The 25,925-nt window shown below is 65.6% G+C and carries 21 protein-coding genes; 17 read left to right on the forward strand and 4 right to left on the reverse strand.

Translation table 11 applies throughout. The annotated features are described in order from the left end of the window. Positions 1–242 precede the first annotated feature (242 nt). The gene (locus BLU88_RS05020) at positions 243–1,052 is read left to right on the forward strand and encodes a methyltransferase domain-containing protein (RefSeq protein WP_157688973.1); all 810 of its coding nucleotides are present in this window, start codon (positions 243–245) and stop codon (positions 1,050–1,052) included. 76 nt (positions 1,053–1,128) lie between these two features. Here BLU88_RS05020 and BLU88_RS05025 read toward each other — a convergent pair whose 3' ends face one another. From BLU88_RS05025 to BLU88_RS18905, 4 genes are read right to left on the reverse strand one after another with little or no spacing between them, the layout of a single operon-like run. Continuing rightward, positions 1,129–2,103, reverse strand: a complete 975-nt coding sequence (locus BLU88_RS05025) for an NUDIX hydrolase (RefSeq protein WP_092010706.1) — start codon at positions 2,101–2,103, stop codon at positions 1,129–1,131. Then, on the reverse strand, positions 2,100–4,244 hold the full coding sequence (locus tag BLU88_RS05030) for an RNA degradosome polyphosphate kinase (RefSeq protein WP_231939601.1): 2,145 nt from the start codon (positions 4,242–4,244) through the stop codon (positions 2,100–2,102). Before BLU88_RS05030 ends, BLU88_RS05025 begins: the two co-directional genes overlap by 4 nt. Positions 4,245–4,248: 4 nt before the next feature. Continuing rightward, positions 4,249–5,220, reverse strand: a complete 972-nt coding sequence (gene mshD, locus BLU88_RS05035; RefSeq protein ID WP_092010712.1) for a mycothiol synthase — start codon at positions 5,218–5,220, stop codon at positions 4,249–4,251. Beyond that, positions 5,217–6,128 (reverse strand): winged helix-turn-helix domain-containing protein, encoded by a 912-nt coding sequence (locus BLU88_RS18905; RefSeq protein ID WP_269457669.1) that lies wholly within the window; start codon positions 6,126–6,128, stop codon positions 5,217–5,219. Before BLU88_RS18905 ends, mshD begins: the two co-directional genes overlap by 4 nt. A gap of 151 nt (positions 6,129–6,279) precedes the next feature. Between BLU88_RS18905 and BLU88_RS05045 the strand changes: the two genes are divergently transcribed. From BLU88_RS05045 to BLU88_RS05120, 16 genes are all read left to right on the forward strand, one after another. Continuing rightward, positions 6,280–7,083, forward strand: a complete 804-nt coding sequence (locus BLU88_RS05045; protein ID WP_231939602.1) for an ammonia permease — start codon at positions 6,280–6,282, stop codon at positions 7,081–7,083. Positions 7,084–7,256: 173 nt separating this feature from the next. Beyond that, on the forward strand, positions 7,257–7,856 hold the full coding sequence (locus BLU88_RS05050) for an FABP family protein (protein ID WP_092017181.1): 600 nt from the start codon (positions 7,257–7,259) through the stop codon (positions 7,854–7,856). A 1-nt stretch (position 7,857) separates the two neighbouring features. Continuing rightward, complete coding sequence (ygfZ, locus tag BLU88_RS05055; protein WP_092010715.1) at positions 7,858–9,069, forward strand: CAF17-like 4Fe-4S cluster assembly/insertion protein YgfZ; 1,212 nt, start codon at positions 7,858–7,860, stop codon at positions 9,067–9,069. A 175-nt stretch (positions 9,070–9,244) separates the two neighbouring features. Continuing rightward, the gene (gene gabT, locus BLU88_RS05060) at positions 9,245–10,609 is read left to right on the forward strand and encodes a 4-aminobutyrate--2-oxoglutarate transaminase (RefSeq protein ID WP_167356867.1); all 1,365 of its coding nucleotides are present in this window, start codon (positions 9,245–9,247) and stop codon (positions 10,607–10,609) included. A 120-nt stretch (positions 10,610–10,729) separates the two neighbouring features. Beyond that, positions 10,730–12,154 carry a sensor histidine kinase gene (locus BLU88_RS05065; protein ID WP_092010721.1) on the forward strand — a complete coding sequence of 475 codons (1,425 nt, stop codon included), beginning with the start codon at positions 10,730–10,732 and terminating at the stop codon, positions 12,152–12,154. Beyond that, complete coding sequence (locus tag BLU88_RS05070; RefSeq protein WP_092010724.1) at positions 12,154–12,822, forward strand: response regulator transcription factor; 669 nt, start codon at positions 12,154–12,156, stop codon at positions 12,820–12,822. Before BLU88_RS05065 ends, BLU88_RS05070 begins: the two co-directional genes overlap by 1 nt. 166 nt (positions 12,823–12,988) lie before the next feature. Then, positions 12,989–14,818, forward strand: coding sequence for a PucR family transcriptional regulator (locus BLU88_RS05075; protein WP_092010727.1), 1,830 nt, complete (start codon positions 12,989–12,991; stop codon positions 14,816–14,818). A 98-nt stretch (positions 14,819–14,916) separates the two neighbouring features. After that, positions 14,917–16,332, forward strand: coding sequence for a type III PLP-dependent enzyme domain-containing protein (locus BLU88_RS05080; RefSeq protein WP_092010729.1), 1,416 nt, complete (start codon positions 14,917–14,919; stop codon positions 16,330–16,332). Between the two features lie 208 nt (positions 16,333–16,540). Continuing rightward, positions 16,541–18,361 (forward strand): ABC transporter substrate-binding protein, encoded by a 1,821-nt coding sequence (locus BLU88_RS05085; RefSeq protein ID WP_092010732.1) that lies wholly within the window; start codon positions 16,541–16,543, stop codon positions 18,359–18,361. Positions 18,362–18,460: 99 nt separating this feature from the next. Further along, entirely contained in the window at positions 18,461–19,519 is a 1,059-nt protein-coding gene (locus BLU88_RS05090; RefSeq protein WP_231939603.1) for an ABC transporter permease, read from the forward strand. Further along, positions 19,519–20,502, forward strand: a complete 984-nt coding sequence (locus BLU88_RS05095; RefSeq protein ID WP_092010738.1) for an ABC transporter permease — start codon at positions 19,519–19,521, stop codon at positions 20,500–20,502. Before BLU88_RS05090 ends, BLU88_RS05095 begins: the two co-directional genes overlap by 1 nt. Then, on the forward strand, positions 20,502–22,157 hold the full coding sequence (locus BLU88_RS05100) for an ATP-binding cassette domain-containing protein (RefSeq protein WP_092010741.1): 1,656 nt from the start codon (positions 20,502–20,504) through the stop codon (positions 22,155–22,157). The genes BLU88_RS05095 and BLU88_RS05100 overlap by 1 nt, the downstream gene beginning before the upstream one ends. Next, positions 22,150–23,247 (forward strand): S66 peptidase family protein, encoded by a 1,098-nt coding sequence (locus BLU88_RS05105; RefSeq protein ID WP_092010744.1) that lies wholly within the window; start codon positions 22,150–22,152, stop codon positions 23,245–23,247. The genes BLU88_RS05100 and BLU88_RS05105 overlap by 8 nt, the downstream gene beginning before the upstream one ends. 94 nt (positions 23,248–23,341) lie before the next feature. Continuing rightward, positions 23,342–24,142, forward strand: a complete 801-nt coding sequence (locus BLU88_RS05110) for a serine hydrolase (protein WP_231939604.1) — start codon at positions 23,342–23,344, stop codon at positions 24,140–24,142. Between the two features lie 106 nt (positions 24,143–24,248). After that, positions 24,249–24,563, forward strand: coding sequence for a DUF3870 domain-containing protein (locus tag BLU88_RS05115; RefSeq protein WP_092010749.1), 315 nt, complete (start codon positions 24,249–24,251; stop codon positions 24,561–24,563). Between the two features lie 141 nt (positions 24,564–24,704). Next, entirely contained in the window at positions 24,705–25,862 is a 1,158-nt protein-coding gene (locus BLU88_RS05120; RefSeq protein ID WP_092017183.1) for a DUF819 family protein, read from the forward strand. Positions 25,863–25,925: the final 63 nt, after the last annotated feature.

Below are 25,925 nucleotides of genomic sequence, written 5' to 3' on the forward strand. Positions count from 1 at the left end.
CGTGGTCCACGCTAAGGATCACGCGTGAAGCGCAAGGAGTTGGAACATGAATGGAAAGTGAATGAGCGGCGAAGGGTTGGAACCGCCGTGAGTGCTCGATCACAGGCTTCGTCGGTTTCATGAAAGGATCATTGTCGGGACCGACATTCCCTCGCCGAGGCGGCCCGCCCGGTACGCGTGCACGCGCGCTGAGGTTCGCCGATCCCTTGCTCCGCACGACCCTTGTCCCTACGATCGCCGCCATGAAGGAACAGAACCGATACGTCCTCGGAGAATCCGAAACCGAACAATTACGACTGCGCGACCAGTCGGTCGTGCTCGACCCACTGACCAGACAGCTGCACACCGAAGCGGGAATCACTGCGGGCATGAGCGTCCTCGACATCGGCACCGGTGCCGGACACGTCGCTGCCATCGCCGCCGATCTCGTCGGTCCCAGCGGACACGTGCTCGCCGTCGACCGCAATCCCGAGGCTCTCGACGGGGCCCGAGACCGCCTGGGGCATCGAAGAGAGATCGAATTCGCCGAGGCGGACCTCGACTCCCTCGACCTCGACCAGCAGTTCGACGCGGTCGTCGGCAGGGCCGTGCTCATGCACGTGAGCAGCCCGGTCGAGGTGCTGAGACGACTCGGCCGGCACCTGCGACCCGGAGGACTGTTGGTCATGCACGAACTCGACGTCTCACAGGAGTGGGCGAGCGTGAACACGCCGCTGCTCGAGAGAGTGAGAGAACTGATTCTGCAGGCCTTCGGAATCTTCGGGATCGACAGCAGGGCGGGACGAGACCTCTTCGCGGCTTACCGTTCCGCCGGGCTGCCCGATCCGCACCTGACCTTGAGCGCACCGGCGGGAGGCGGGGCGGAAGCTCCGAGCTTCGGCTGGGTCAACGCCCTGGCCGCTCTGCTTCCCTACCTCGAACAGCAGGGGATCGTGACCGCCGATGAGCTCGGAATCGACTCACTCACGCAGCGCCTCACCGATGAACTGGATGCCGAGGACGCCACCCTCCTCGGACCGCTGTTGTACGGCGCTTACTGCACCGTCGACTGAGAACCGTCCCCTCGCCGAGGTGGCCCGTCCGCACCGGTGAAACCGTTCGTCCCGACAGGTGGGTGGAACCACCAGATCAGCTGTCGATGGGGCGGACGCGTTCGATCTCGACGATGCGCGGCACCGGTCCGGGGCGCACATAGGCGATGAGGACCTCGCCGGGCTTGAGGTAGGGGTCTTCCTTCGGCAGCTTCTCCGCCACCCGCTTCGGGGAATGAGCAGCGTAGACGGAGAAGATCGTCGGCAGCACCGGACGGTGCGTGCAGTAGATGACGGGTTTGCCCTTCGCCAGCAGCTTCTCGATATAGCGGGCGGTCTTGTCCGGGTTCGCTGCGGTCGCCTTCTCGCTGAGCGTCGGCACCTTCTTGATCGACTTGCCCGTCGCCGCCGACAGCGGAGTCAGCGTCGCCATGCACCGCTTCCACGGACTCGAGACGAGCTTGCGGACACCCCATGCTCCCAGCAGTCCGGTCAGCGCCATGGCCTGTCGGGTGCCGAGTTTGAGCAGCGGCCGCACGTGCTCGGTCTCGTACCATTTCGCACGTGGGAACGCCTTCCCATGGCGGACGAGGATGAGCGGCCACGCCCGCAGAGCGTCCGTCTCAGCGAACTTCTCCAGTGCGTCGAGCTGCTCCCGATCCGCGAACGACGTCAGCTTCGATCGAGCCTTGTCGACCGGGAGCCATTCGGCACGGTCGACCTCTCGAGCGTTCATCGGGGCGAAGTCAGACTCGTCCTTGACTTCGGCCGACCAGTAGAAGACCTTCTTCAGAGTGTTCTTGCCGACCGTGTACCCGGCGGAGGGAAGCGGGATGCCGAGGTGGATGTCGAACCCCGTCTCCTCTTTGACCTCGCGGATCGCAGCCTCCGGCAAGGTCTCTCCTGGGTCGACCTTGCCCTTGGGCCACGACCAGTCGTTGTACTTCGGGCGATGGATGAGCACCACCTCGAGTCCTTTCGGACCGCGCCTCCAGCACACTGCTCCGGCGGCGAGGACATCGGCAGTGACGCGCGATGACGCCTGTGCCGATGCGACTTCGGACGGGCTCACGCCTCATCCCCGATTCGCCGACGGTTCCGGTGCCGACGGATGAGCTCCGTCTGATAATCGGCGAGCAGGTTGCCCTCGTCGTCGTGTGTCCGACGTGTCCACTTGCCGTCGCCGGCCAGATCGAACGCCGAGGTGGTCGGTGCGAAGGCGAGATCGAAGAGTTCGATGATCTCCGCCCGATGCCCGTCGTCGACGATCTGCACGAGCGCTTCGACCCGGCGGTCGAGGTTGCGGTGCATCATATCGGCCGAACCGATGTAGACGATCGGATCGCCGCCGTTGCCGAAGACGAAGGCACGGGAGTGTTCGAGGAAGCGTCCGAGCACGGAACGGACGGTGATGTTCTCGCTCAGCCCTTCGATGCCTGGGCGCAGGGCGCAGATCCCGCGGACGAAGACTTCGACGCTGACCCCCGCCTGGGACGCCCGGTAGAGGGCATCGATGACGGCTTCGTCGACGATCGAGTTGACCTTGATCCGCACCTGCGCCTGTCCGCCGGACTGTGCGATCGCGATCTCGGATTCGATGAGGTCGATGAGTCCGGTGCGCACATTGTTCGGGGCGACGAGGAACCGCGAGTATTCGGACTTGGGCGCGTAGCCGGAGAGCTGGTTGAACAGCTTCGTCAGATCATCGGCGACCGCCCGATCGCGTGTCAGCAGCCCGAAATCCTCGTACCCGCGGGCGGTCTTCGGGTGGTAGTTGCCGGTGCCGACGTGGCAGTACCGGGCCAGCCCGTCGGCTTCCTGGCGGACGACGAGGGAGAGCTTCGCATGTGTCTTGAGGCCGACGATTCCGTAGACGACGTGGACTCCGGCCCTTTCCAGCTTGCGGGCCCACGTGATGTTGGCCTCCTCGTCGAAGCGGGCCTTGATCTCGACGACGGCGAGCACCTGGATCCCAGCCTGCGCGGCATCGACGAGGGCGTCGATGATCGGCGAATCTCCGGAGGTGCGGTAGAGCGTCTGCTTGATCGCCAGCACGTTCTTGTCCGATGCGGCCTGCTCGAGGAAAGCCTGCACGCTCGTGGAAAACGAATCGTAGGGGTGATGCAGCAGGATGTCCCGGCTGGCCACAGCGTCGAAGACGTCGACCTGGTCGCTGGACTCCCGCAGCGACAGGTCCTTGTTCATCTGCGGGACCATCTTCGGATAGTGCAGATCATCGCGCGGCACATCGGCGATATCGGACATGCCCGACAGGTCCAGCGGGCTGGGCAAGTGGTAGATCTCCGAGTCGTGGATGCCCAGTTCGTCCTTGAGCATCTCGAGGACGCGGGGGTGGATGGTCTCTGTGATCTCCATCCGCACGGCCGGACCGAAACGCCTGCGCAGGAGCTCCTTCTCCAGAGCCTTGAGCAGGTTCTCCGCATCGTCCTCCTCGACCTCGAGGTCCTCATTGCGAGTGACGCGGAAGGTCGAATGGTGGACGATCTCCATGCCGTCGAACAGGGTGCCGAGGTGTTCGGCGATGATGTCCTCGAGGGCGACGAAGCGGGCTGGGACGTCGCGTCCGGCGGGTCGGTCGGTCACCTCGGCGACGTTGAAGAACCGGGGCAGACGCGGGGGAACCTTGACGCGGGCGAAGAACTCCTTGCCCGTCTCCGGTGCCCGCAGGAGCACACCGAGGTTGAGTGAGAGGCCCGAGATATATGGGAACGGGTGGGCCGGATCGACGGCCAGCGGGGTCAGCACAGGGTAGACGTGACCGAAGAAGAATTCGTCGACACGGTGCCGCTCATCCTCGGTGAGGTCTTCGACCTGGACCTTCGTGATCGATTCCTCGTCGAGGCGGGGCCCGATATCGTCCTTGAGCAGGGCGGCATGCCGGCTCATCAGCTCGAATGCACGCACCCCGATGTCGTGCATGACCTGCGCGGGCATGCGGCCGGTGACGCTCGGCACGGCCAGGCCGGTATTGATGCGGCGTTTGAGGCCGGCGACGCGGACCATGAAGAACTCGTCGAGGTTGGTCGCGAAGATCGAGAGGAACCGGACGCGTTCGAGCAGCGGGATCTCCGGATCCGAAGCAAGGTCGAGGACGCGTTCATTGAAGGCCAGCCAGCTGAGTTCGCGGTCGAGGAAGCGATCTGCCGGTTCGGGCAGACCCAGTTCCTTGCCCGACGCTGCGATGTCGTACAACGCTCTACTCCTTCTCGTTCGTCGTCGTGCTCGCAGAATCTGTGCCGGTGACCTCTGCAGAGGCCGGTGCATAGGCCACGTGCGCGACCGCGACATGGAATCCCAGTCGCTCGTACAAGCCTAGCGCCGGGGCGTTGTCCGATTCGACGTAGAGTTCGATCGTCTCGGCGCCGTCGGCCACCATCCGCCGCATCCCCTCGATCGTCAGGGCCTTGCCCACGCCCTTGGCATGGATGCGCGGGTCGACTCCGACGACATAGACCTCGCCGAGGCGGCCCTCGGTTTCCGTGTCCGTGATCTTCGTCTGGTGGAATCCGATGACCTCACCGTCGCGGGCGGCGATGACGAAGGTGTCGGGGTCGAAGTCTGACGCCGTGACGACGGCGTCGATATCGGCACGGGTCTGGCCGCCCTGTTCGGGGTGCCAGTCGAATGCGGAGTTGTTCACCGACAGCCAGCCGTCCTCGTCGCCGGGAGCGAAGGAGCGGATCTCGACACCCTCGGGACTCTGCGTCTCGGGGAGGGCGGCGAGGCTCAGGCCGGTGTCGGTGCGCATCTGATAGAGCACCCGGTCGCGGCCGAGTCCGTGCTTCTGCGCGAGGTGCTCCGCGGCCGGATGGTCACCGTGGGACCAGCACCAGGCCTCGGGTTCCTCGTCGAGGATCGTTCTCAGCAGCTGTTCGCCGAGGCCCTGGCCGCGGTGGTCGGGGGCGATGAGGAATTCGGCGGCATGGCGATCACCCTGCAGGGCCCGGACGCCGAAGCCGATGAGGGTCTCACCGTCGAATATGCGCCACACGCTCGAGGCGGTCTGCGCCTTGTGGCCGGTGTCCTCACCGGTGGCGATGGCCATGAGTCCGCCGGAGATCTCGGGGGCGCCGTCGGTCGCTGCCACGTCGTCGAGGAATTTCAGCTCATCCTCGGTGAGGGTGTCGATCGGGGTGGAAGCGGTAGCTCCGCTGGCCTGGATTCTCATACCGTCACGTCCTCTGAATCTGTGTCGGTGACGCTGTCGGCGCTGAAACGGTAGCCGACGTTGCGTACGGTGTGGATGGCGTTCTCAAGGTCTTTGCCGAGTTTCGCACGGAGGCGGCGAACATGCACGTCAACGGTGCGGGTGCCCCCGAAGTAGTCATCGCCCCACACGGCGAGGAGGATCTCGTCGCGGGTGAAGACGCGTTCGGGATGCATTGCGAAGAACTTCAGCAGGGCGAATTCTCGGTAGGTGAGGTCGAGGCTGCGTCCGCCGAGCTCGGCGGTGAATGCGGTCTCGTCGATGCGCAGGTCGCCGGTGACGACGACCATCGGTTCGCCGTCGGCATTCCACGGGCCTTCACTCGATTCGCCCGCAACGCCTGCGCGGCCCGACGTGCCGTATCCGCTGCTCCGGGAGGTGCCGGCGGGGCCGCGACCGGTGCGAACCGGTCCCCAGCCCCCTGCGCTGCCCTTCGCCTTGAGGTGGCCTGATCCGGAATGCGTCCCGCCGGGGAACCCGTCGCCGGAATGGGCGGACGAGGTGGCGATGTGACGGTCACGGGCCACGCGCAGCCGTGCTTCCACCTCGGCAGGTCCGGCCGTGGTGAGGATGAGGTCGGAGACGTTCCATTTCGCCGAGGCCGTCGCCAGTCCGCCCTCGCCGAGGACGACGATGACGGGTGCGGTGATCCGCGCCTCGGCGAGGAGTTCGGAGATGCGCGGGGCGAGTGACAGGTCGAGGCAGGCATCGGCGATGACGACATCGACCTCGGCAGATTCCGACCGGCCGGGCAGGTCCTCGGCACCGCAGCGGTCGATCCGGTGGCCGAGGTACTGCAGGGATTCGGGAGCCAGAGGAGCGTCGAGTCTGGCCGTGGGGCAGATGTGCAGAATCCGCATGTGCTGCATCCACCTCCTCGGCGCCCGTCGTCTGAGGGAGATTATAGCGAGGCGATCGGGATGTCCTTCGTGCGGAACGAGACTGCGAGACGGTGGACGGCTCCGACGCGCAATCAAGGGTGGTTACCGCGAGTGTCTCGGGATAAGGCACGATAGTGCTGTGATCAGATGGATTCGAGTAGCCGTCGCCCTGGTGCTGGTGTTGGCCCTCAGCGCTTCCGTGTACTGGGGCTATACGCTGTTCCTGCTGGCGACCGGGCTCATCGTCTTCGGCGTCGCCTACGGTTGGCCGCGCCTGACGGACTCCCCGCAGCCGCGGGCGACCTCGATCATGCTCGCTCTCTTCGGAGTCGGCGGCCTCTTCGCCGCCTGGCAGGACTCCACGGCTCCCTACCTCGACTGGCTGCCTGTGCTCGCCGGCCTGGGCCTGCTGTGGACCTTCGTACAGAACCTCACCCGCGGAATCGGCGCCTCCTACGCGGTGGCGAACGTGTCCGCTCAGGTCTCCGGTCTCGTCATCGTGCTGTCGGCCAGCACTTGGGTCGCAGCGATCACGGTCCCCGGTGACAAGGAGGCCATCGTCATCGGCCTCGCCTCGCTCATCGTGGCGCAGTGCATGACCGCGCTGCCGTGGCCGGCGATCTACACCTCGCCCTTGGCCATCGCGATGTCCACGGCCGTGGCGGGGATTCTGACGGTGCTCGTGTTCGCACCCGCGATCTCCCTGGCCAGTTCGCTCAGCCTCGGTGTCGTCATGGGGCTGCTCGTCGCGGCGGTCGATCGGATGCTCGGGCTCGTCGCCTATGCGAAGTTCCAGGCCGCCAACCTGGAGGCCTCGCAGAACATCGAGGTGAAGAAGAACGTCGAGAAGGCCCGCAGCTTCGCCGTTCAGCTCGCCCTCGGTGCCGCTCCGATCGCACTCGGCGGAGTCGTCGTCTACGCACTCGAACGCGTCGCTTCCTGATCCGGGCTGAATGCACATCGCTTTGTCAGGAACTGTAGACTGAGAGTATGGAAAATCTTGTTGCTCTCGAAATCGTCTTCTCCAGCCTCGTCGGCATCGCCGCTCTCGGTGCCCTGGGTGTCGGAGTCAAGGTCGTCACATCGCTGTTCAAAGACAACCGCTGATCCCTTATGGTGATCGAACTCGATGACTCGGTCCATTCCGAGCTCGTCCCGCTGTCCTGGCTGATCGGGTCGTGGGAAGGCGTCGGCGTCGTCGGCTATGCGGACACTCCTGAGAAGCAGTTCGGCCAGCGCATCGACTTCGTCGCGCATGAGGGCACACCCTTCCTGCAGTACACTGCGCATGCCTGGCTGCTCAGCGAATCCGGGGAACTCGAGTCGACCCTGACTCTCGAAACCGGGATCTGGCAGCTCGTGCGTCAGCACGACGCCGGTGACGTCGGACCGGGCATGATGGTGCCGACCGAACCGCAGAGCTTCACCACCGCTGCCGCGGTCGAGACCCTGCGCACGAACGACGAAGCCTTCGAGATCGAAGCCGAGATCGTCCACCCGCACGGAGTCATGGAACTCTACGCCGGCACCGTCAAGGGCCCGCGCATCGATCTGGCCACCGACGTGGTGGCCCGGACCAAGACCGCGAAGGAGTACACCGCCTCGACGCGGATGTACGGGCTTGTCGGCGGCGAACTCATGTGGGCCTGGGATATGGCAGCCATGGGCCACGAACTCGCCTCCCACTCCTCTGCCAGATTGAAGAAGCTGTCTTAAGATGACTGATCCCGTGTCGCCGAATTCTGATTCCCACGATTCGCCGTCGCCGGAGAACACCGACACCCACACCGAGGCGGCTCGTCGCTCGTCGCTGGCGCGCGGACTGAGCTCGACCGCGGTGCTCGGGGCCGGCGACCTCGCCGAGACTCCCATCCACTACGGAGCCTCCCTGCGCGAGCAGCGCGTGCTTGAGGAGAAGGACGGTCTCGTCGACCTCGCCCACCTCCGCGTGCTGCGTCTGAGCGGACCCGACCGTCTGACCTGGCTGAACTCGATCACCACGCAGAAGATCGACACCCTGGCGCCCGGCGTGTCCACGGAAACACTCGTGCTCGACCCGAACGGCCGCATCGAGGGCTGGCTCAGGCTCGTCGACGACGGTGAAGCGCTGTGGGCGATCAGCGATCTCCATACCGATGAGACTCTGGACTTCCTGCGCAAGATGGTCTTCATGATGCGCGTCGAGATCGAGGATCTCAGCGACGACTATCAGTGCTTCGGCGCCATCACCTCTCTGCCCGAAGCCCTGCCCGTCACCCGGACCTGGTCCGATCCGTGGCCGCATATCGGTGCCGGTTCGGCCTCCTACGCGCAGATCGACATCGGTCAGGAAGTCGCCGCCACGAACCATCCCGGTCTCGAGACTCCGTTCGTCATCGGAATCGTCAAGCGCTCCGACCTGCAGGGACTGTCTGCGAAGAACTTCGACATGGTCGGCTTCGATGCCTGGGAGGCGCTGCGGATCGCCGCGTGGCGACCGGGCCGGAACGAAATCGACCATAAGGCCCTCGTCGGCGAACTCGACCTGCTGCGCACGGCCGTGCATCTGGCCAAGGGCTGCTACCGGGGACAGGAAGCGGTGGCACGCGTTCACAATCTGGGTCAGCCGCCCAGGCGATTGACCTTCGTTCATCTCGACGGGTCCGGGCACATCGCTCCGGATCCCGGCACCGAGGCGTTCGCCGAGGTCCGCGGGTCCGAACGATCCGTGGGCACTCTGACCTCGGTGACCGTGCACTGGGAGCTCGGACCGATCGGCCTGGCCGTGGTCAAACGGAACCTGGCACCCGAGGCGCAGCTGAGCTTCGAAATCGGTGACAGCGAACGCGTCATCGGCGCTCAGGAGACGATCGTCGTGCCGATGCGCGAGCACGAGCGCGTGCTTCCGGAGCGGAATAAGGACGTCGACGCCCGCAGCCAGAACCGCTGACTCGGGCGAGCATCGGTCACGGTTCGAATCGGCGATTCGAGGGTCGGTGCAGGGCAACGGATTTCGTACCCGATCGGGGCCGAATCGTCGGGTTCGTCTCCGCGCGGAGGGCGGTTATGCTCAGCCCTCGGACGGTAAGTGACAAAAACCGTCGATTGCCCCTATTCTTCCCCTTATGACAGCTTTGGAGATTGGCGGCGAAGCTCTGCCGCAGGAACGTAAGATCGTCACTGAGATTCCGGGACCGAAGTCCCGTGAGATCGAGGAACGTCGCAAGTCTGCCGTGGCGACCGGTGTCGGTTCGAGCCTGCCCGCCTATGTGGTGGCGGCCGGCGGCGGCATCCTCAAGGACGCCGACGGCAACCAGCTCATCGACCTCGGCTCCGGCATCGCCGTGACCACGGCCGGCAATTCGAACCCACGCGTGGTCGAGAACGCGAAGGCTCAGCTCGAGGCCTTCACCCACACCTGCTTCATGGTCAACCCGTACGAGAGCTACGTCGAGGTAGCAGAAGCTCTCAACCGGCTGACCCCCGGTGACCACGAGAAGCGCACCGTGCTGCTCAACTCCGGTGCCGAGGCCGTCGAGAACGCAGTGAAGATCGCTCGCGCCCACACCGGCCGCGACGCCGTCGTCGTCTTCGACCACGCCTACCACGGGCGCACCAACCTGACCATGGCGATGACCGCGAAGGCCGCCCCCTACAAGGCTGGCTTCGGTCCCTTCGCCGGTGAGGTCTACCGCGCACCTATGTCCTACCCGTTCCGCGACAACGATGCAGCCGGAACGAAGATCAGCGGTGAGGATGCGGCCAAGCGCGTCATCACGATGATCGAGAAGCAGATCGGCTCCGAGTACGTCGCCGCGATCGTCATCGAACCCATCCAGGGTGAGGGCGGCTTCATCGTCCCGGCCGAGGGCTTCCTGCCCACGCTCGTCGACTACGCCCGCGAAAAGGGCATCGTCTTCGTCGCCGACGAAGTGCAGGCCGGATTCGCCCGCACCGGCAAGATGTTTGCCTCCGAGTGGGAGGGCATCGTGCCCGACCTCATCACCACGGCCAAGGGCATCGCCGGCGGTCTGCCGCTGTCGGCTGTGACCGGTCGCGCGGACATCATGGACTCGGTCGGACCGGGCCGCCTCGGCGGAACCTACGGCGGCAACCCCACCGCCTGCGCCGCTGCCCTCGGTGCGATCGCCGCCTACGAAGAAGACGGACTGGCTGATCGGGCAGGACACATCGGTGAGATCATCGTCGACCGCCTGACGAAGCTGCAGTCGAAGTACCCCGAGGTCGGCGACATCCGCGGCCGCGGAGCCATGATCGCCGCCGAGTTCGTCGAGCACGACTCGATCGAGCCGAACGCGGATCTGGTCAAGAAGATCGCGGATTACTGTGCGAAAAACGGCGTCCTCGTGCTCACCACGGGAACCTTCAGCAACATCCTGCGCTTCCTGCCGCCGCTGACGATCTCCGACGAGCTCCTCCACGACGCCTTCGACGTCATCGAGGCCGGCCTCGCCGAACTCCTCGGCTAAAAACCTCCCAATTACCACCTGACGGCGGCCCAGCAACCTTGCGCGAGGTTGCTGGGCCGCCGTCAGGTAGTTCTGGAGGGTCTGTTCGACGGAACTGACAGATGTAGCACAATGGAGGCCATGACTTCAGAGTTCGACAGAGGGACCGGCGCCCCGGCCCGAGTATGGCGCTTCCTCCGGGGGCCGCGCTTCATCGATCTGCCGATCCGCCTGCTGGCCCTCATCATGGGCCTGACGATCCTCGTGCCCGGCTCCTTCGAGATCACGGAGCCCCGTTACTCGGCCCTGCTCATCCTCGCCTACGCGCTCATCGTCCTCGCTGCGTTCCTGCCGCTGAGCATCGTCATCGCGACGACCGGTCTGGGCATTGCGTTCTCCACGCTCTACCCGGACCTGGAGAACATGTTCCCCGAGGCGCTCATCCTCGCCACCGCAGTCCTGATCAGCCGCCGCCGTTGGATCGGCTTCGCGATCGGCACCATCGGGCTGGTGGTCTATCTCGGTGCATCGACCCGGCTCGGATCGTATGACGCCGGTTTCGAAGGACTCACCGACCTGGGCTACGGCTGGCTGACCTACTCGATCCTCGGTCTGTGCGCGTCCTTCGTCGAGGCCCGCATCCGCAGCGAGATCGAGCGTCGCGAACGCGCCGCCGTCGACCACCAGAAGTCGCTCGACGCCATGCGTGCCCGGTTCACCAGCGACATGCACGACACCATCTCGCACTCTCTGACCACCGAGTCCGCGATCATCCGCACCTTGGCGAAGGAAAGCGATTCGGAGACCGCGGACCGCCTCCTCGCCGAGCTGGCGCTGGTCAACGCGGAAGCCACCAAACGGCTCCGGCAGCTGGTGACGAGCCTGAGCCAGTGGGAGACCGAGAGCTGCACCGGGGACTCCGCGACCTCCCGGATCCGATTCCGCACCGAGGCGGAGCAGCTGACGACCGCGATCGAAGACGGGTGCGCGGCCGGTTCCGTTCCGCTGACCACCGAGCTCTCCCAGCTGCCGACATTCGCGACCGGCACGCTGTCGCACCATTTCCGAGCCGTCATGCTCGAGCTCGCCACGAACGTCATCCGCCACTCCGCCCCGGGCACACCCTCCACCCTCGCCGTCGAGATGCGAGGCGGCAGCGGGGACCGCGGCGAGCTGCTCTGCCGCAGCACGAACGAATCCCCGACCGCGCTGACCCAGGCACCTCGATCGCTGTCCCGCCGAGCCACGGCCGTTGGCGGCGTCTGCCAGGTGGGCGCAGATGATCGGAAGAGAACCGTCGTCGAGGTGGCCCTGCCGATCCGCTTCATCTCCCCCTCCGCGCAGGCTTCTTCGAACGCAGACATGATCGACGTCGTCGATGAGGACTTCGACACCAGCGCCGAGGTGCTCGGCGCGAGCCCGACTTCTGCTCCGATCGTCGGTTCCACCGGCCCCACCGGCTTCGTTGGCTCCGACGCCACCGGTTCAGATGTCGCAGGCGGAGAGACCGACCGCCGCGGCAATGGTCGCCGCACGAAGGGCGACCGAGACAAGGTCGACGCCTGATGGCCTCGGAATCCGCCGATCGCACCTCCGTCCTCGTCGTCGACGACGATTCATGGACGACTCGTGCAGTCACAGCGACACTCGATGAAGAGGGTTCCTTCCGCGTCCTCGACCCCGTCCACTCCGGGGAGGAGGCCATCGCGGCCTTCGACGCCGAACGTCCCGACCTCGTCCTCATGGACGTCAACATGCCGCCGGGAATGAGCGGCGTCGATGCGACGGCGGCGATCATGGACCTCGACCCCGAGGCCCGCGTCGTGCTGCTGACGACCGTGTCACCCGGGCCCGGAATCGCCCGTGGGCTCGAGGCAGGCGCACTCGCCGTTCTCAACAAAGCGGCCGGGGAGAGGGAACTCGTCTCGATCGTGCGGGCCGCTTCGGCGGGGGAGAGCCCCGAACTGCTCAGAGGGCTGGCCGAGGACATCGTCATCAGCGGCGATCACTTACCCGACGCCCCCGGAGAGGCGCCGCAGCTGACCGCCCGCGAGATGGATCTGCTCACCCTGCTCTGCCAGGGCCACGGCTACGAGGAGATCGCCGCGGCCCAATCGGTGGCCATGTCCACCGTGAAATCGCACGCACGCAACCTGCGCCTCAAACTGGGAGCGCGCAACCTCGCCCAGCTCGTGGTCCGTGCGCTTCAGTTCAAATTCTTCTCCCCGGAATGACCCTCGCCGCCGAGGCGGCCCCTCCCTCGCAACCTCGCCCTCGCCGAGGCGGCCCGCCCAGCCCTCGCGACCCTGCACCCACCGAGGCGGCCCATCCCACCGAAGCAGCCGGTCCTGCCTGAGCGGTCCTTCCCGGCCGCGGTCGGTCGTTGACTACAGTGGGAGGATGACCGACACCGCGAGCCTCAGACTGTCCCGCCTGATCCGGGACACGGAGGGGGTCCTCCTGCCGCTGACCGAGATGGCCGACGATGTCGTGGTCGCTCGAGTCGAATTCGGGTTCGATCTGCCGCAGGCTCCGATCAGTACGCCTGCCGCCGCGCACACTGCCTCGCTCGCCGAGGCGGCAGACCACGGCTCGCTGGGCGGAACCGTGGTCCTCATCACCGAAACGCTGCGCAGCCCTGCCGGGGTCGCTGCGGTGCTGACCGATTATGCGGGAGCCGCCGCCCTCGTCGTTCCGCCGGGAACGCACAGCCACCTCGGCGATAGGGTCCACCGGCAGGGGAGTGCGGACCGGGTCCCTGCCCTCCTCGAACGCTCACCCCATGTGACGTGGTCGGAGATCCTCGTGCATCTGCGGCAGCTCACCGAAGGCGCGACGAGCGCGCTGGCCTGGCCCGACGTCGACGACCTGAGCGCCCTGGCCGCCGTCATCGCCGAAACCACCGACGCTTCGATCACGATCGAAGACCCTGCCTCGCGTGTGCTCGCACATGCCAACCTCGGCGGCGAACTCGATGAGATCCGACGCGAGACGATCCTGTCCGGGGCCATCCCCGACTGGCGGATCGCCGAGCTCGAGGAATCCGGTTTTCTCGACATGGTCCGCCGGTCGACCGACGTCGTCGAACGCCCCGCCGAAGGCACCTCACCGGCTCGATCGGTCATCGCTCTGCGCAGCGAAGGCGAGCTCATCGGCACGATCTGGGCGGCGTACCCGGCCGAGGTCGACCCGGAACCGCTGCGCGAGGTGCTGCGCGACGCAGCCCGTGCGGCCCTGCCCGTGATGCTGCGGACCCTGCGCAGATCACCCTTCGAGAAGCGCATCCGCAGGGAGGCGCTCGGTGCGATCCTCGCCGGTTCGGCCGACCTCGGGCCGTCGGCGACCCTGTTGTCGCTGCCGTTCTCGGGCAGCTACTGCGTCCTCGCCTTCACCGAGGTGGCCCCCGAGCGAGAACCGGTCCTGCGGTTCCATCTGCGGGCCGCCTTCGCCGATGCCGTACTCGCGCACTTAAGCTCCGCAGGAGGCAGTTCCGTCCGGACCAGTCCGGCACACGCCGGCCAGACGAATATCGGCCAGGCAGGCAACGGCCTTGCACATATCGGTGCGGATCGAGCAGAGGCAGGGCAGGGGAGGCACCTTGCCGCTTTGGTGCAGATGAGCGAGCCGATGAACGCCGAACGGGTGCGCGATCACGTGATCGCTGTCCTGCGGAGGTCTCTGCCGACGGCGGAGACTCTGCGCTTCGGAGTGGGCACCCCGGTCGACAGGCTCGACGTCGTACACCGGTCATGGACCGAGGCCGCCTATATCGTCGACGCCGTGCGAAACAGCACCGAGGACGACCCCGGTTCCGACGACGGTGGCGTCGCGGACACGCAGACACCCAAGGGCTCGGACGCCCAGGGCGGCCCGGGTGCCCGCGGCCGGATCGTCGGCGCGACCATCCGCGACGTCTCTGCGAGGGTTGCCGGTCTGCAGGTCGCCGATGTGCTGCTGTCCGCCGATGAGCGGACGAGCAGCAGAGTGCTCGCTCCGGCCCAGGCGCTGGCCGCACACGACGGGAAGCACAACGGCAGCCTGCTCGACACGCTTCGCGTCTACTTCGCCACGGTCGGCAATTCGGCCGAGGCTTCCCGCCGCCTCCATGTGCACACGAATTCACTGCGGCACCGCCTCGGCCGCATCGAGGAGATCACCGGCCTCTCGACGGCGGAACCGGCCGAGCGCCTCTGGCTCGAACTCTCGGTGCTCGTTTACGACCGGTCGTGAGAAACCTACAACCTGCGTGTGCGAAGATTGGCGAAATATCGGCCGTTCTTCGAGGTCAGCCGTCCTAGAGTGACAACAGCTCTCGAACAAAGGACGTTATGCCCAGCCATCACCATGCGATCCCGAATCGTCGCGCCCGAGCCATCCGAGCGATCGCAGAGAACAGCGGGGCACGTGGTCGCCCCGCCGCCCCCGCGCTGACCGATGAGACTGCCGTGCTCGGCCTCATGGATCTCGACTGTGTCGACACCGCCTTCGAACGACTGACCTCGGCATTCGCATCGGATCGCGAGGTGCTCCACGCGGTGGCGTGCAAGGCCGTGCCGCTGCCGTCGCTGCTACGCCGCTTCGCCGCGGCGGGAGCCGGCTGCGAGGTCGCCAGCCCCGGCGAACTCGAACTCGCACTCTCGGCCGGGTTCGCCCCCGACCGCATCGTCTTCGACTCCCCGGCCAAGACCTGGGCCGAGCTGCGCAGGGCCGTCGACCTCGGCGTTTCGATCAATGTCGACAATTTCGACGAACTGACCCGTCTCGACACGATCCTGTCGGGACGGAACGACCTGGCCGCCTCGGCGAGGATCGGAATCCGCATCAATCCCCAGTCGGGCACGGGCGCGATCGGCGCGCTGAGCACCGCCACCGAAACCTCGAAGTTCGGTATCGGCCTCGCCGACCCGGGCGCCCGGGAGGCCGTCATCGAGGCCTGCCTTGCTCGTCCCTGGCTGGGGCAGATCCACGTCCACTCGGGATCGCAGGGCATCAGCCTCGACAAGGCCGCCGTCGGAATCCGCGCCGCCGTCGACCTCGCCGAGGAGATCAACTCCCGTGCCTCGACCCGCCGGATCACGCGCATCGACATCGGCGGAGGACTGTCGGTGAACTTCGACGGCGAGAACGTCACCCCCACTTTCGCTGACTACCGCGCGGTGCTCGACAAGCACGTGCCGGGCCTGTTCGACTTCGACATCGTCACCGAATTCGGCCGCGCCCTCCTCGCCAAGGCTGGCACCATCCTCACTCGCGTCGAATACGCGAAGACCACCGGCGGGCGTCGCATCGCGATGACCCAGGCCGGCGTCCAGGTCGCCACCCGCACCGCCTATGCCCCGAATGACTGGCCCCTGCGAATCCTGCCGTTCACCCCCGCCGGGAACCCCAAGACAGCCGAGGCGGCCGACACCGAGATCGTCCCGACCGACGTCGCCGGTCCCGCCTGCTTCTCCGGAGATCTCCTGGCCAGGAATCGGATGCTGCCGCGTCTCGAGGCCGGCGACCTCGTCGCCGTTCCCGAGACAGGTGCCTACTACTTCTCGAACCCGTTCTCCTACAACCTGCTCCCGCGTGTGCCCATCTTCGGATACCGCACCGCCCCGGACGGCGGCACGGAGTTCTTCCTCATCCGCCGCGTGCAGACGATCGCTGAAGTCCTCGCCGAGGCGGGGGAGCCCGAACTGCGCCCGCTGAGTTCGGACGACCGTGACTCCGCTGCCGAACCGATCGCGCGCGTGGGCTGACGTTGAGAACTCGCAAGGCGGCTGATTCCGAGCCGCCTGTGGCATCTGCACAGTGACCGGCAAGCAGATTTGTGTGTTGTTGCGCCGTTTTTGACTCACTTCGAACGTAGAGTGATGAAGAACACATCTGCTCTGACCCGGGGGAACACCCCGATTCGCCCGGGTCGGAGCGGCACAAGTGAATCACCGAAAGAGAAGAAAGACAAAGATGTTCACTTCACACTCTCTGCGCAGAGGCTGGCAACGATGCCTGGCCGGCGTCGCAGCACTCGCCCTTGCCGGATCGATGGCCACATCTCCGGCACAGGCCGCCGCCTCGGAGGCTCCGTCCTCAGACAACGTGCTGCGGATCGCCACCGACGGGTTCATCGACTCCTTCAACCCGTTCACCTCCTTCTACCTCGTGCCGACGAACACCTTCCGGTACATGTACGAGAACCTCGTGGCCAACGACGCCAAGGACGGCTCGGTCACCGAGGGACTCGCCACCGAATGGAACACGGACTCGGAAGGCAAAGTCTGGACGTACACGATCCGCCCGGACATGAAGTGGTCCGATGGTGAACCGCTGACCGCGAAAGATGTCGCCTGGACCTACAACCAGATGATGAAGAAGGAAGAGATGGCGGTGGCCAACGGCAGCCTCGTCGAGAACTTCGACAAGGTCGAGGTCCCCGACGACGGCACCGTCAAGATCACCCTGAAGAAACCGCAGGCGAACAACCCCGGCCAGGAGATCCCCGTCGTCCCCGAGCACGTGTGGTCGAAGATCGACAAACCCGGCGAGTTCAAGAACGACAAGAAATCCGTCGGTTCAGGACCCTTCCAGCTCGAGAGCTACGAAGCGAACAAGTCGATCACGCTCAAGGCGAACCCGAACTTCTGGCGCGGCAAGCCGAAGCTCGATGAGATCCAGTACCGCTACTACACGAACTCCGACGCCCAGGTGCAGGCGATCCGCTCCGGCGAAGTCGACTTCATCACCGGGCTCAGCCCCGATCAGTTCACGGCGCTGGAGAACGCGGACAACGTCGAACTCAATGACGGCAATGGTCGCCGGTTCAACGGTATCTCCATCAATTCGGGCATCGCCGATGCGAAAGGGAAGGAATTCGGCACCGGCCACGAGGCATTGAAGGACAAGAAGGTCCGCCAGGCCATCCGGGCCGGCATCGACACCGAGACCCTGCGCAAACAGGTCATGCAGGACTACGCGCAGCCGGCCACGAGCTTCATTCCTGCCGTCTACCCGGACTGGGCGCTCAAGTCCGACAACTCCGTCATCAGCGGATTCGACGTCGACCGTGCGAAGAAGCTCCTCGACGACGCCGGCTGGAAGGAAGGATCCGGCGGCATCCGCGAGAAGGACGGCGAGAAGCTGCAGCTGCGCTTCCTCACCGATGCCGATGCGCCGATCGAGCAGAGCACCGCGAAGTTCCTGAAACCGTGGATGAAGGACATCGGCATCGACCTGAAGAACGAGTCCTCCGATGTCGACACGGTGTCCGAACGCACCACCAAGGGCGACTACGACATGTACTTCTCCGGCTGGTCGATCAACCCTGATCCGGACTACCAGCTGAGCATCAACACCTGCGGCCAGCGCCCCGATGCCGAAGGCAACGGCGGAACCAGCCAGGACGGCTGGTGCAACAAGGAATTCGACAAGCTCTACCAGGCACAGCACGTCGAGCTCGATCAGGCCAAGCGACAGGAGCTCGTGCAGAAGGCTCTGGCCATCCACTACGAGGAAGTGCCCTCGGTCACGCTGTGGTATCCGAACCAGCTCGAGGCCTACCGCTCCGACCGGTTCGACAACTTCACCAAACAGCCCAGCGACGGCGGTGCCATCGCCAACCAGGTCGGCTACTGGGGATACTCCTCGGTCGAACCAGTCAGTGAAGAGGAAGCCGCCGGCAGCGGAATGGGCGTCGGCGGGTGGATCGGAATCGCGGCCGCAGCCATCGTCGTCTTCGGCGGAGGCGGATGGCTGCTCAGCCGTCGCAAGAAGTCCGACGACCGCGAATAACGCCCACGTCCGCAGTCCGGGTGCCGCATCACCCGCACGACCAGCGACACCTGCGGCACCCGGGCCCACCGGCCTGTCCCCACCATCTGGAGCACCACAGTGAGCACACCCACCCACGATCCCCATTCCGCCGAGGCGAATCCTGCGCACCCTGCCCCTGCGGATATGGATGAACCACCGGCAGGCGGATCATTCACCCGCTATCTCCTGCGCAAGCTCGGCGGGGCAGCGACTTCGATGATCCTCGTCATCGTGCTCGGCTTCTTCGCCTTCCGCATGCTGCCCGGCGACCCGGTGCTCAAGATCGCCAAGGAACGGCCGATGAGTCCGGCGCAGATCGCCGAGCTGCGAAGCCAGTACGGGCTCGACAAACCCGTCATCGTCCAGTTCTGGGACTATCTCGTGGGCATCGTCACCGGTGACCTGGGCGAGTCCTACGTCTACCGCAAGTCTGTGTCCGCGCTCATCGGCGAATACCTCGGCCCGACCCTGCTGCTCACTGCCACCGCGGCGGTCATCGCCATCGCCCTGGGCCTGTGGCTCGGGCAGATCTCGGCCTGGCGACGCAATTCCCTGTTCGACAAGCTCGCTTCCTCGACCTCGCTGATCTTCTGGTCGGTACCGACGTTCTGGCTCGGTCTCATCCTGCTCATGATCTTCGGCGGCACCCTGCAGTGGCTGCCCACCGGAGGCATGATCACCCCCGGCCTCGACCCGTGGTCACCGGCCGGGATGATCGACGTCGTCGAACACCTCATCCTGCCCGTCGTCTCGCTCGTCGCCGTCGTCTACGCACAGTTCCTCATGGTCATGCGCGCCTCCCTCCTCGAGGAGATGAATGAGGACTACCTCACCACGGCCCGCGCCAAGGGGCTCACCGAGGATGAGGTCCGCCGCCGTCACGCCGTGCCCAATGCGCTGCTGCCGACCGTCACGGTCGTCTTCCTCCATATCGGCGGGCTCATCGCCGGTGCGGTCACCGTCGAAGCCGTGTTCTCGTGGCCGGGGCTGGGCAAGCTCACCTTCGAAGCCATCCGCGGACCCGACCTGCCGCTGCTGCAAGGCACCTTCGTCGTGTTCTCGGCGATCATCATCGTGATGAACCTCGCCGCCGATATCGTCTACCGATTCCTCGATCCCCGCGTCAGGAGGGCCTGATGAGCGCTGACACCCCCGCCGAGGCGGCCCCCGGCCACTCAGCGAACGAACCGGATCCGCATGGGTCGGAATCCCGGGCATCAAGCCCCGCCGTCGACGGCGCGAAGCTCGTGCGCGAACGCCGGCTGAGGAATGCGAAGAAGAACTGGGCGCTCTTCCGCTCCGATGTGCCGGCGCTCATCGGCGCAATCGTGCTCCTCTTCTTCATCGTCATCGCGATCGCAGCCCCGCTCATTGCGCCGGTGTCGATGCTGGACGTCACGAAGCAGCTCGACGTTCCCCGCTACGCCCCGCCGAGCCTCGACCACCCCCTGGGCACCGACGACTTGGGACGAGAGCTGTGGGTGCGCATCCTCTGGGGAGCCCGCGTCTCGATCCTCGTCGGTGTCGCCGCGACCGTCATGTCGATGGTCATCGGCACCATCATGGGCCTGGCCGCCGGTCACTTCACGGGACTGTTCGGCGGGATCATCATGCGCATCGTCGACTTCTTCATCGTGCTGCCCTCCCTGCTGCTCGCGATCGTGCTGTCCTCCGTGTTGGAGCGCGGAGTCTTCACGATCGTCGTCGCCATCGGACTGACCTCGTGGGCGTCGACGGCGCGGATCGTGCGATCGCAGACCTTGAGCGTCGAATCCCGGCTCTACATCGAACGGGCGCGCATCCTCGGTGCCGGTCATTCCCATATCCTGTTCCGTCACCTGCTGCCGGCGGTGATGCCGCTCGTGCTTGCGAACACGACCCTGACCGTCGGTGGGGCGATCATCGCCGAATCGACGCTGTCGTTCCTCGGCCTCGGCGATACGTCGAAGGAATCGTGGGGCACGATCCTGAAGAACTCGATGGACGTCTCCGCGGCGACCTCCGGCTACTGGTGGTACGTGCTCACCCCGGGTATCGCAATCCTGCTGGTCGTGCTCGCGTTCACGATGGTCGGACGCGCATTCGAGGCCATCATCAACCCCGCCCTGAGGAGCCGCTGATGACCGACCTTCAGTTCGAGAACGTCTCGATCACCTACCGATCCTCATCCGACCGCGGGGACGTCGTCGCCGTCAAGGACATCAGCCTCGACCTGCCCGCCGGTGCCACCCTGGGCATTGCGGGGGAGTCCGGATCGGGGAAGTCGACGCTGATCATGTCGGCTCTGCGTCTGCTGCCGAAGTCCGCTCGCCTTGACGGTCGGGTCCTCCTCGGCGGGCAGGACATCCGGGAGCTGAGCTTCGGCCAGATCCGTGCCGTCCGCTGGGCGCAGGCCTCGATCGTCTTCCAAGGTGCCCTGCACTCGCTCAACCCCGTCCGCGAAGTCGGGAGTCAGATCATCGAAGCCCTCGAACACCATTCGAAGGGCACATGGACGACTCCGCAGAAGCGCCGCGACCGGATGTTCGAACTCCTCTCCGAGGTCAATCTCGAAGCCGCGAAGTCGAGTGCGTATCCGCACGAGCTCTCCGGCGGGCAGAAGCAACGGATCATGATCGCCATGGCGCTCGCCTGCGACCCCGACATCATCATCGCCGATGAGCCGACCACCGCTCTCGACGTCATCGTGCAGCAGCAGATCCTCACCGGCCTGGCCCGCCTCGTCGCCGAACGCGGGATCTCGCTGCTGATGATCAGCCACGACCTCGCCGTGCTCTCGGCCGTCTGCGCGGACCTCGCGATCATGCGCCACGGCCGCCTCATCGAATACGGACCCAGCGACACGGTGTGTCTGTCTCCCCAGGAGGACTACACGAAGCAGCTCGCCGGTGCGTTCCCGCAGATCGGGGACCCCGAATCCCGGCTGAATCCCCGGACGACCAAACCCGCCGAGGTGGCCCGGGCCGAACCGTTCACCATGACGGATGAGGTGGTGCTCGCGGCGAAGGATCTCAGCGTCTCCTTCGACACCCGGCGGGGTCGCGAACGAGCGGTGCGCGGGGTGGATCTGCGCCTTCGGAAGGCGGAGATCCTCGCCGTCGTCGGCCAGTCCGGTTCGGGGAAGACGACTCTGGCACGCTCTCTGCTCGGACTGCAGGAAGTGGAATCGGGTTCGCAGCTGTCGTTTGCCGGCAAGCCGCTGCCGCGGCAGGCGAAGGAGCTGCGGACGTTCCGGCGGCAGGTGCAGATGATTCTGCAGGACCCGGCAGGGTCGCTCAACCCCAAGCGAAGCGTGTACGAAGCCGTGGTCGAAGGCCTGCGTGTGCAGGGGATCAAAGACCGCGAGTACGAGCGGGTCGTCGGTGCCCTCGAAGCCGCCGAGCTCACGCCGGCCGAGGACTATCTCGAGTCGATCCCACAGGAACTCTCGGGCGGACAACGGCAGCGCGTCGTCATCGCCGGTGCACTTGCTCTCGACCCTCAGGTGCTCATCGCCGATGAACCCGTCGCGTCATTGGATGCGTCCGTGCGCGGAGAGATCCTGTCGCTGTTCCTCGCGCTGAAGAAGAACCTCGGAATGAGTGCGCTCATCATCACCCACGACCTCGGGCTGGCGTGGAACATCGCGGATACGGTGGCCGTGATGAAAAGAGGCGAGATCGTCGAATACGGTGAGGTCGACAGGGTGCTGTCCGACCCGCAGCACGAATACACGCAGGAGCTGCTCGCCGCGGTTCCGCGGTGGGGAAGTCAGAGTCTGGTGAGGAATGAGTAGAACGGACAGCGTCGGGAGCGAACGAGCGGGCGCACCGGCGGGAGGCACCGGGGGCGAACGAGCGGGCGCTCCGAGCCCGTATCTCGATTCGGCACCCCTGAAGCCCGGCGATACCGTTCGGCTGATCGCGCCGTCGGGACCCACCGACGAGGAATCGCTGCAGCGCGCAATCGCTCAGCTCGAATCCTGGGGACTCGACGTCGTGCCAGGCGACAACGTCCGCAGCCGACATCCGCGGGTGAAGTACCTGGCCGGCACGGACGCCGAACGCCGCTCCGACCTCGTCGAAGCCTGGTGCGATCCGGGCACGGATGCGGTCATCGCGCTGCGCGGAGGATATGGGGCCATGCGGCTGCTCGACGGCATCGACTTCGAGGTCATGCGCCGGCACATGATGCGCCGGGACGGCCGCCCCAAGCTGCTCACCGGGTCCTCGGACATCACCGCACTGCACCAGGCATGGGAGAACCACCTCGGCGTGGCGAGCCTGTTCTGCCCGATGGTCGGCAACGACCCGTTCAAGAACTCGGCCGTCGTCCCGGACGAGGTGGCCTCTTGGCTGTTCCGGCCCTGGAGCGGCCGCGAGCTCGGCTTCCCCGCAGAGAAGCCCGCGGAGGAGCGCGCTGCGAATCGCCCGCTCAGCCGGGCTCAGACGCTCGTTCCGGGGAGAGCGAAGGGTCGCCTCGGAGGGGGAAATCTCAGTCTCATCGCCGCTGGGATGGGCAGTCCCGAGCTCATCGATGTGCGGGAACGGCGTGAGCGGCGCGGTCCGAGCATCCTCATGCTCGAGGACGTCGACGAGGAACTGTATCGGCTCGACAATCTCATGGTGCAGCTGGTCCGCGGCGGGTGGTTCGCCTCGGCGGATGCGGTGGTGCTCGGGTCGTGGGAGGACTGCGCTCCCGTCCACGAGGTGGAGGCGCTGATGATCGACTACCTCGGCGGACTGGGAATTCCGATCGTGTCGGAGATGGGATTCGGCCACGACCCCGATGCGCCGAGTGTTCCGCTCGGCGTCGATGTCACCCTCGACGCGGAGCCGGGGGAGCGGCCGCGGCTGTGGGTGGATCGCGCGGGCGGGCAGACATGATGGGACCGACGACGTGTAGGCGGCCGCACCCGACGGGGCCTTGAACGCTTCGGAGCGAGCAGGCATGAACGAAACGAGACTGACAGGAACGATGATGAGCGAATTGAAATTCGATGGATTGCCCGGAGTGCGCTTCAGCGCTCTGGCCTTCGACGTCGACAGTGGGGAACGGGTGTTCGCCTACAATGAGAACGACGAACTCGACACCGCCAGCATGGGCAAGGTCTTCCTGCTCCACACAGCTTTGCAGATGTATAAGGACGGCAATCTCGACCTGGAGGAGCGCCTGCATCGGCGGCCGTCGGAGCGAGTCGACGAATCCGGGATCTGGTACCTCATGGAGCAGGACGATCTGAGCATCTTCGACGTCGCTCTGCTCATCGGCGCGTTCAGCGACAACTTCGCCACGAATGTGCTCATCCGCAGGGTCGGTCTGGCGAATGTCGCGGACCAGGTGGAGAAGCTCGGATACCGGAACTCGGGTCTGCACGACTTTCTGCGCTGGCCGCGCCCGGCCAAGGCGCCGCGGACCCTGTCGACGGGAACGGCCGCGGAGATCAGTGGATTCATGGCCCGACATGCCAAGGACGAGTTCTGGGACGAGTCGACGAATGAGGTCTTCCGGCGCTGGTTAGGAGCCGGCGCGGACACCTCGATGGTCGCCTCGGCGTTCGATCTCGATCCGCTCGCGCATTACAACTATCAGCGCGACGTGTGGGTGTGGAACAAGACCGGCACGAACGGGACGATCAGGGCCGACGCGGGGATCGTGATGACGCGGACACGTCGAGTCGCCTATGCGGTGTTCGCGAACTGGGAGCCGGGCACCGACCGCGTCGTCGACGTCATGCCGGTCATGCGCGAAGCCGGCGACGCGATCTACCGGTTCCTCTGAGTCCGATCGCGATGGCGAGCGCAACCATGATGGATGCAACCATGATGGACCTGGCCGCGGCCGACCGCGAATCGGCGCGGAGAGCCGTGGGGTAGTCTGGTGGGTGATGTCCGATACGATCTACCTCACAGGCGAAGCGAAGGCCCCGTCGAACAACCCGATCACCAGCCAGTTCGGCCTGTTCTACGTGGCGTTCGAGATCGCGCCGGACACCCACCGAATCCTCGATGTGGACTGCACGGCGACGTTGGCTCTGACCCGAAACTTCATTCGGAGCCTGTTCGTCGATGCCGACATCACGGACCCTGGTCGACTGATAGAGCGCATCCAGCGCCGCTACCACGGATCCTCGCAGAAGGCGCTGATCACGGCAGTGAACAACGCCGCGAAGAAGTACCGCGAGGTTGCCGCTCAGCAGTAAGTCCGCCCATCCCGATTGCCCGGGCCCTCACCGGACCGGATCCGATCGACAACTGCACATTGCTCCATCCCGCACGGCATCGGCGGTGCCGCCAGCGTTGCCGCTGTCGGGATGGACGAATTCAATGAGGAAGTGTCGTTTGTGATTACGGACGGTTATCTATTCATCAGCCTGTTACTGGCGATCTCCGCAGCGCTCGTCGTTGCGGACCGGAGCGGGCGTTTCAAACTCTTCAAGTACGTGCCCGGCTTCGTCATCCTCTACATCGTGGCCGCGCTGCTCAACACCATCGGCGTCTTCGACCACGACGGCGGGGACATCACCGCCGTCGGGGACACCCTGCGCGAGGTGCTGCTGCCCGCGATGATCCTGCTCATGCTGTTCAAGTGCGATGTCCGGCAGATCATCAAGCTCGGGCCGAAGCTGCTGCTCACCTTCGCCGTGACCGCGGCGAGCATCATCGCAGGCTTCATCGTCAGCTACCTCATCCTGCACTCCAGTCTCGACCCCGAAGCATGGAAGGCACTCGGCGCGCTCAACGCCTCCTGGACGGGCGGTTCGGCGAACATGGTCGCGGTGCAGGAGGTTGTCCAGGCGCCCAAGAACGTATTCGGCTACGTCCTCATCGTCGACACGGTGCTCTACTCCTTCTGGCTGCTGCTAGTCTTTTCCTCCGTCACCGTGTCCGACAAGTTCGACAAGTGGACGAAGGCCGATATGTCGAAGCTCGACTTCACCGACCGAGTCGCCGCCGAGGAGGAGAAGCCGATGACGCTGTCGTCGATCTTCGGCCTCATCGGATTCGCACTTCTGGCCTCCGCCCTGGCGATCCGCCTCGGCGAACTGCTGCCCGAGGTCGGAGCGGTCATCGACGGCACAGCGTGGACGATCCTCATCGTCAGCATCCTCGGCCTCGCCGTCGGAGCGACTCGATTCGGCAAGACCGCCGGATCCAATGAGCTGGCGACGATTCTGCTCTACCTCATCATCGGCATCATCGCCTCCGGCTCGGACTTCACGTCCCTGGCCGAAGCGCCGCTCTACCTGGTGGCAGGCATCATCGTTCTGATCGTCCACATCGCCATCATGCTCATCTACGCGAAACTCACCCGCACCGAACTCTTCAGCATCGCCGTGGCCAGCACCGCGAACATCGGCGGAATCGCCTCGGCACCGGTCGTCGCGGGTGCCTTCAACCGGCAGCTCGTCCCCGTCGGCGTGCTGTTCGCGCTGATGGGCACGTTCCTGGGCACGTTCCTCGGCCTCTGGTCGGCCCAGATCCTGTCCGGGCTGGCATGATGAGCAGACCATCCCAACCTTGCCGAGGCGGCCGACCTCCTCATTCCACCTCTGACCGCACCC

The sequence above is a fragment of the Brevibacterium siliguriense genome, assembly GCF_900105315.1.
Taxonomy (GTDB): Bacteria; Actinomycetota; Actinomycetes; order Actinomycetales; family Brevibacteriaceae; genus Brevibacterium; species Brevibacterium siliguriense.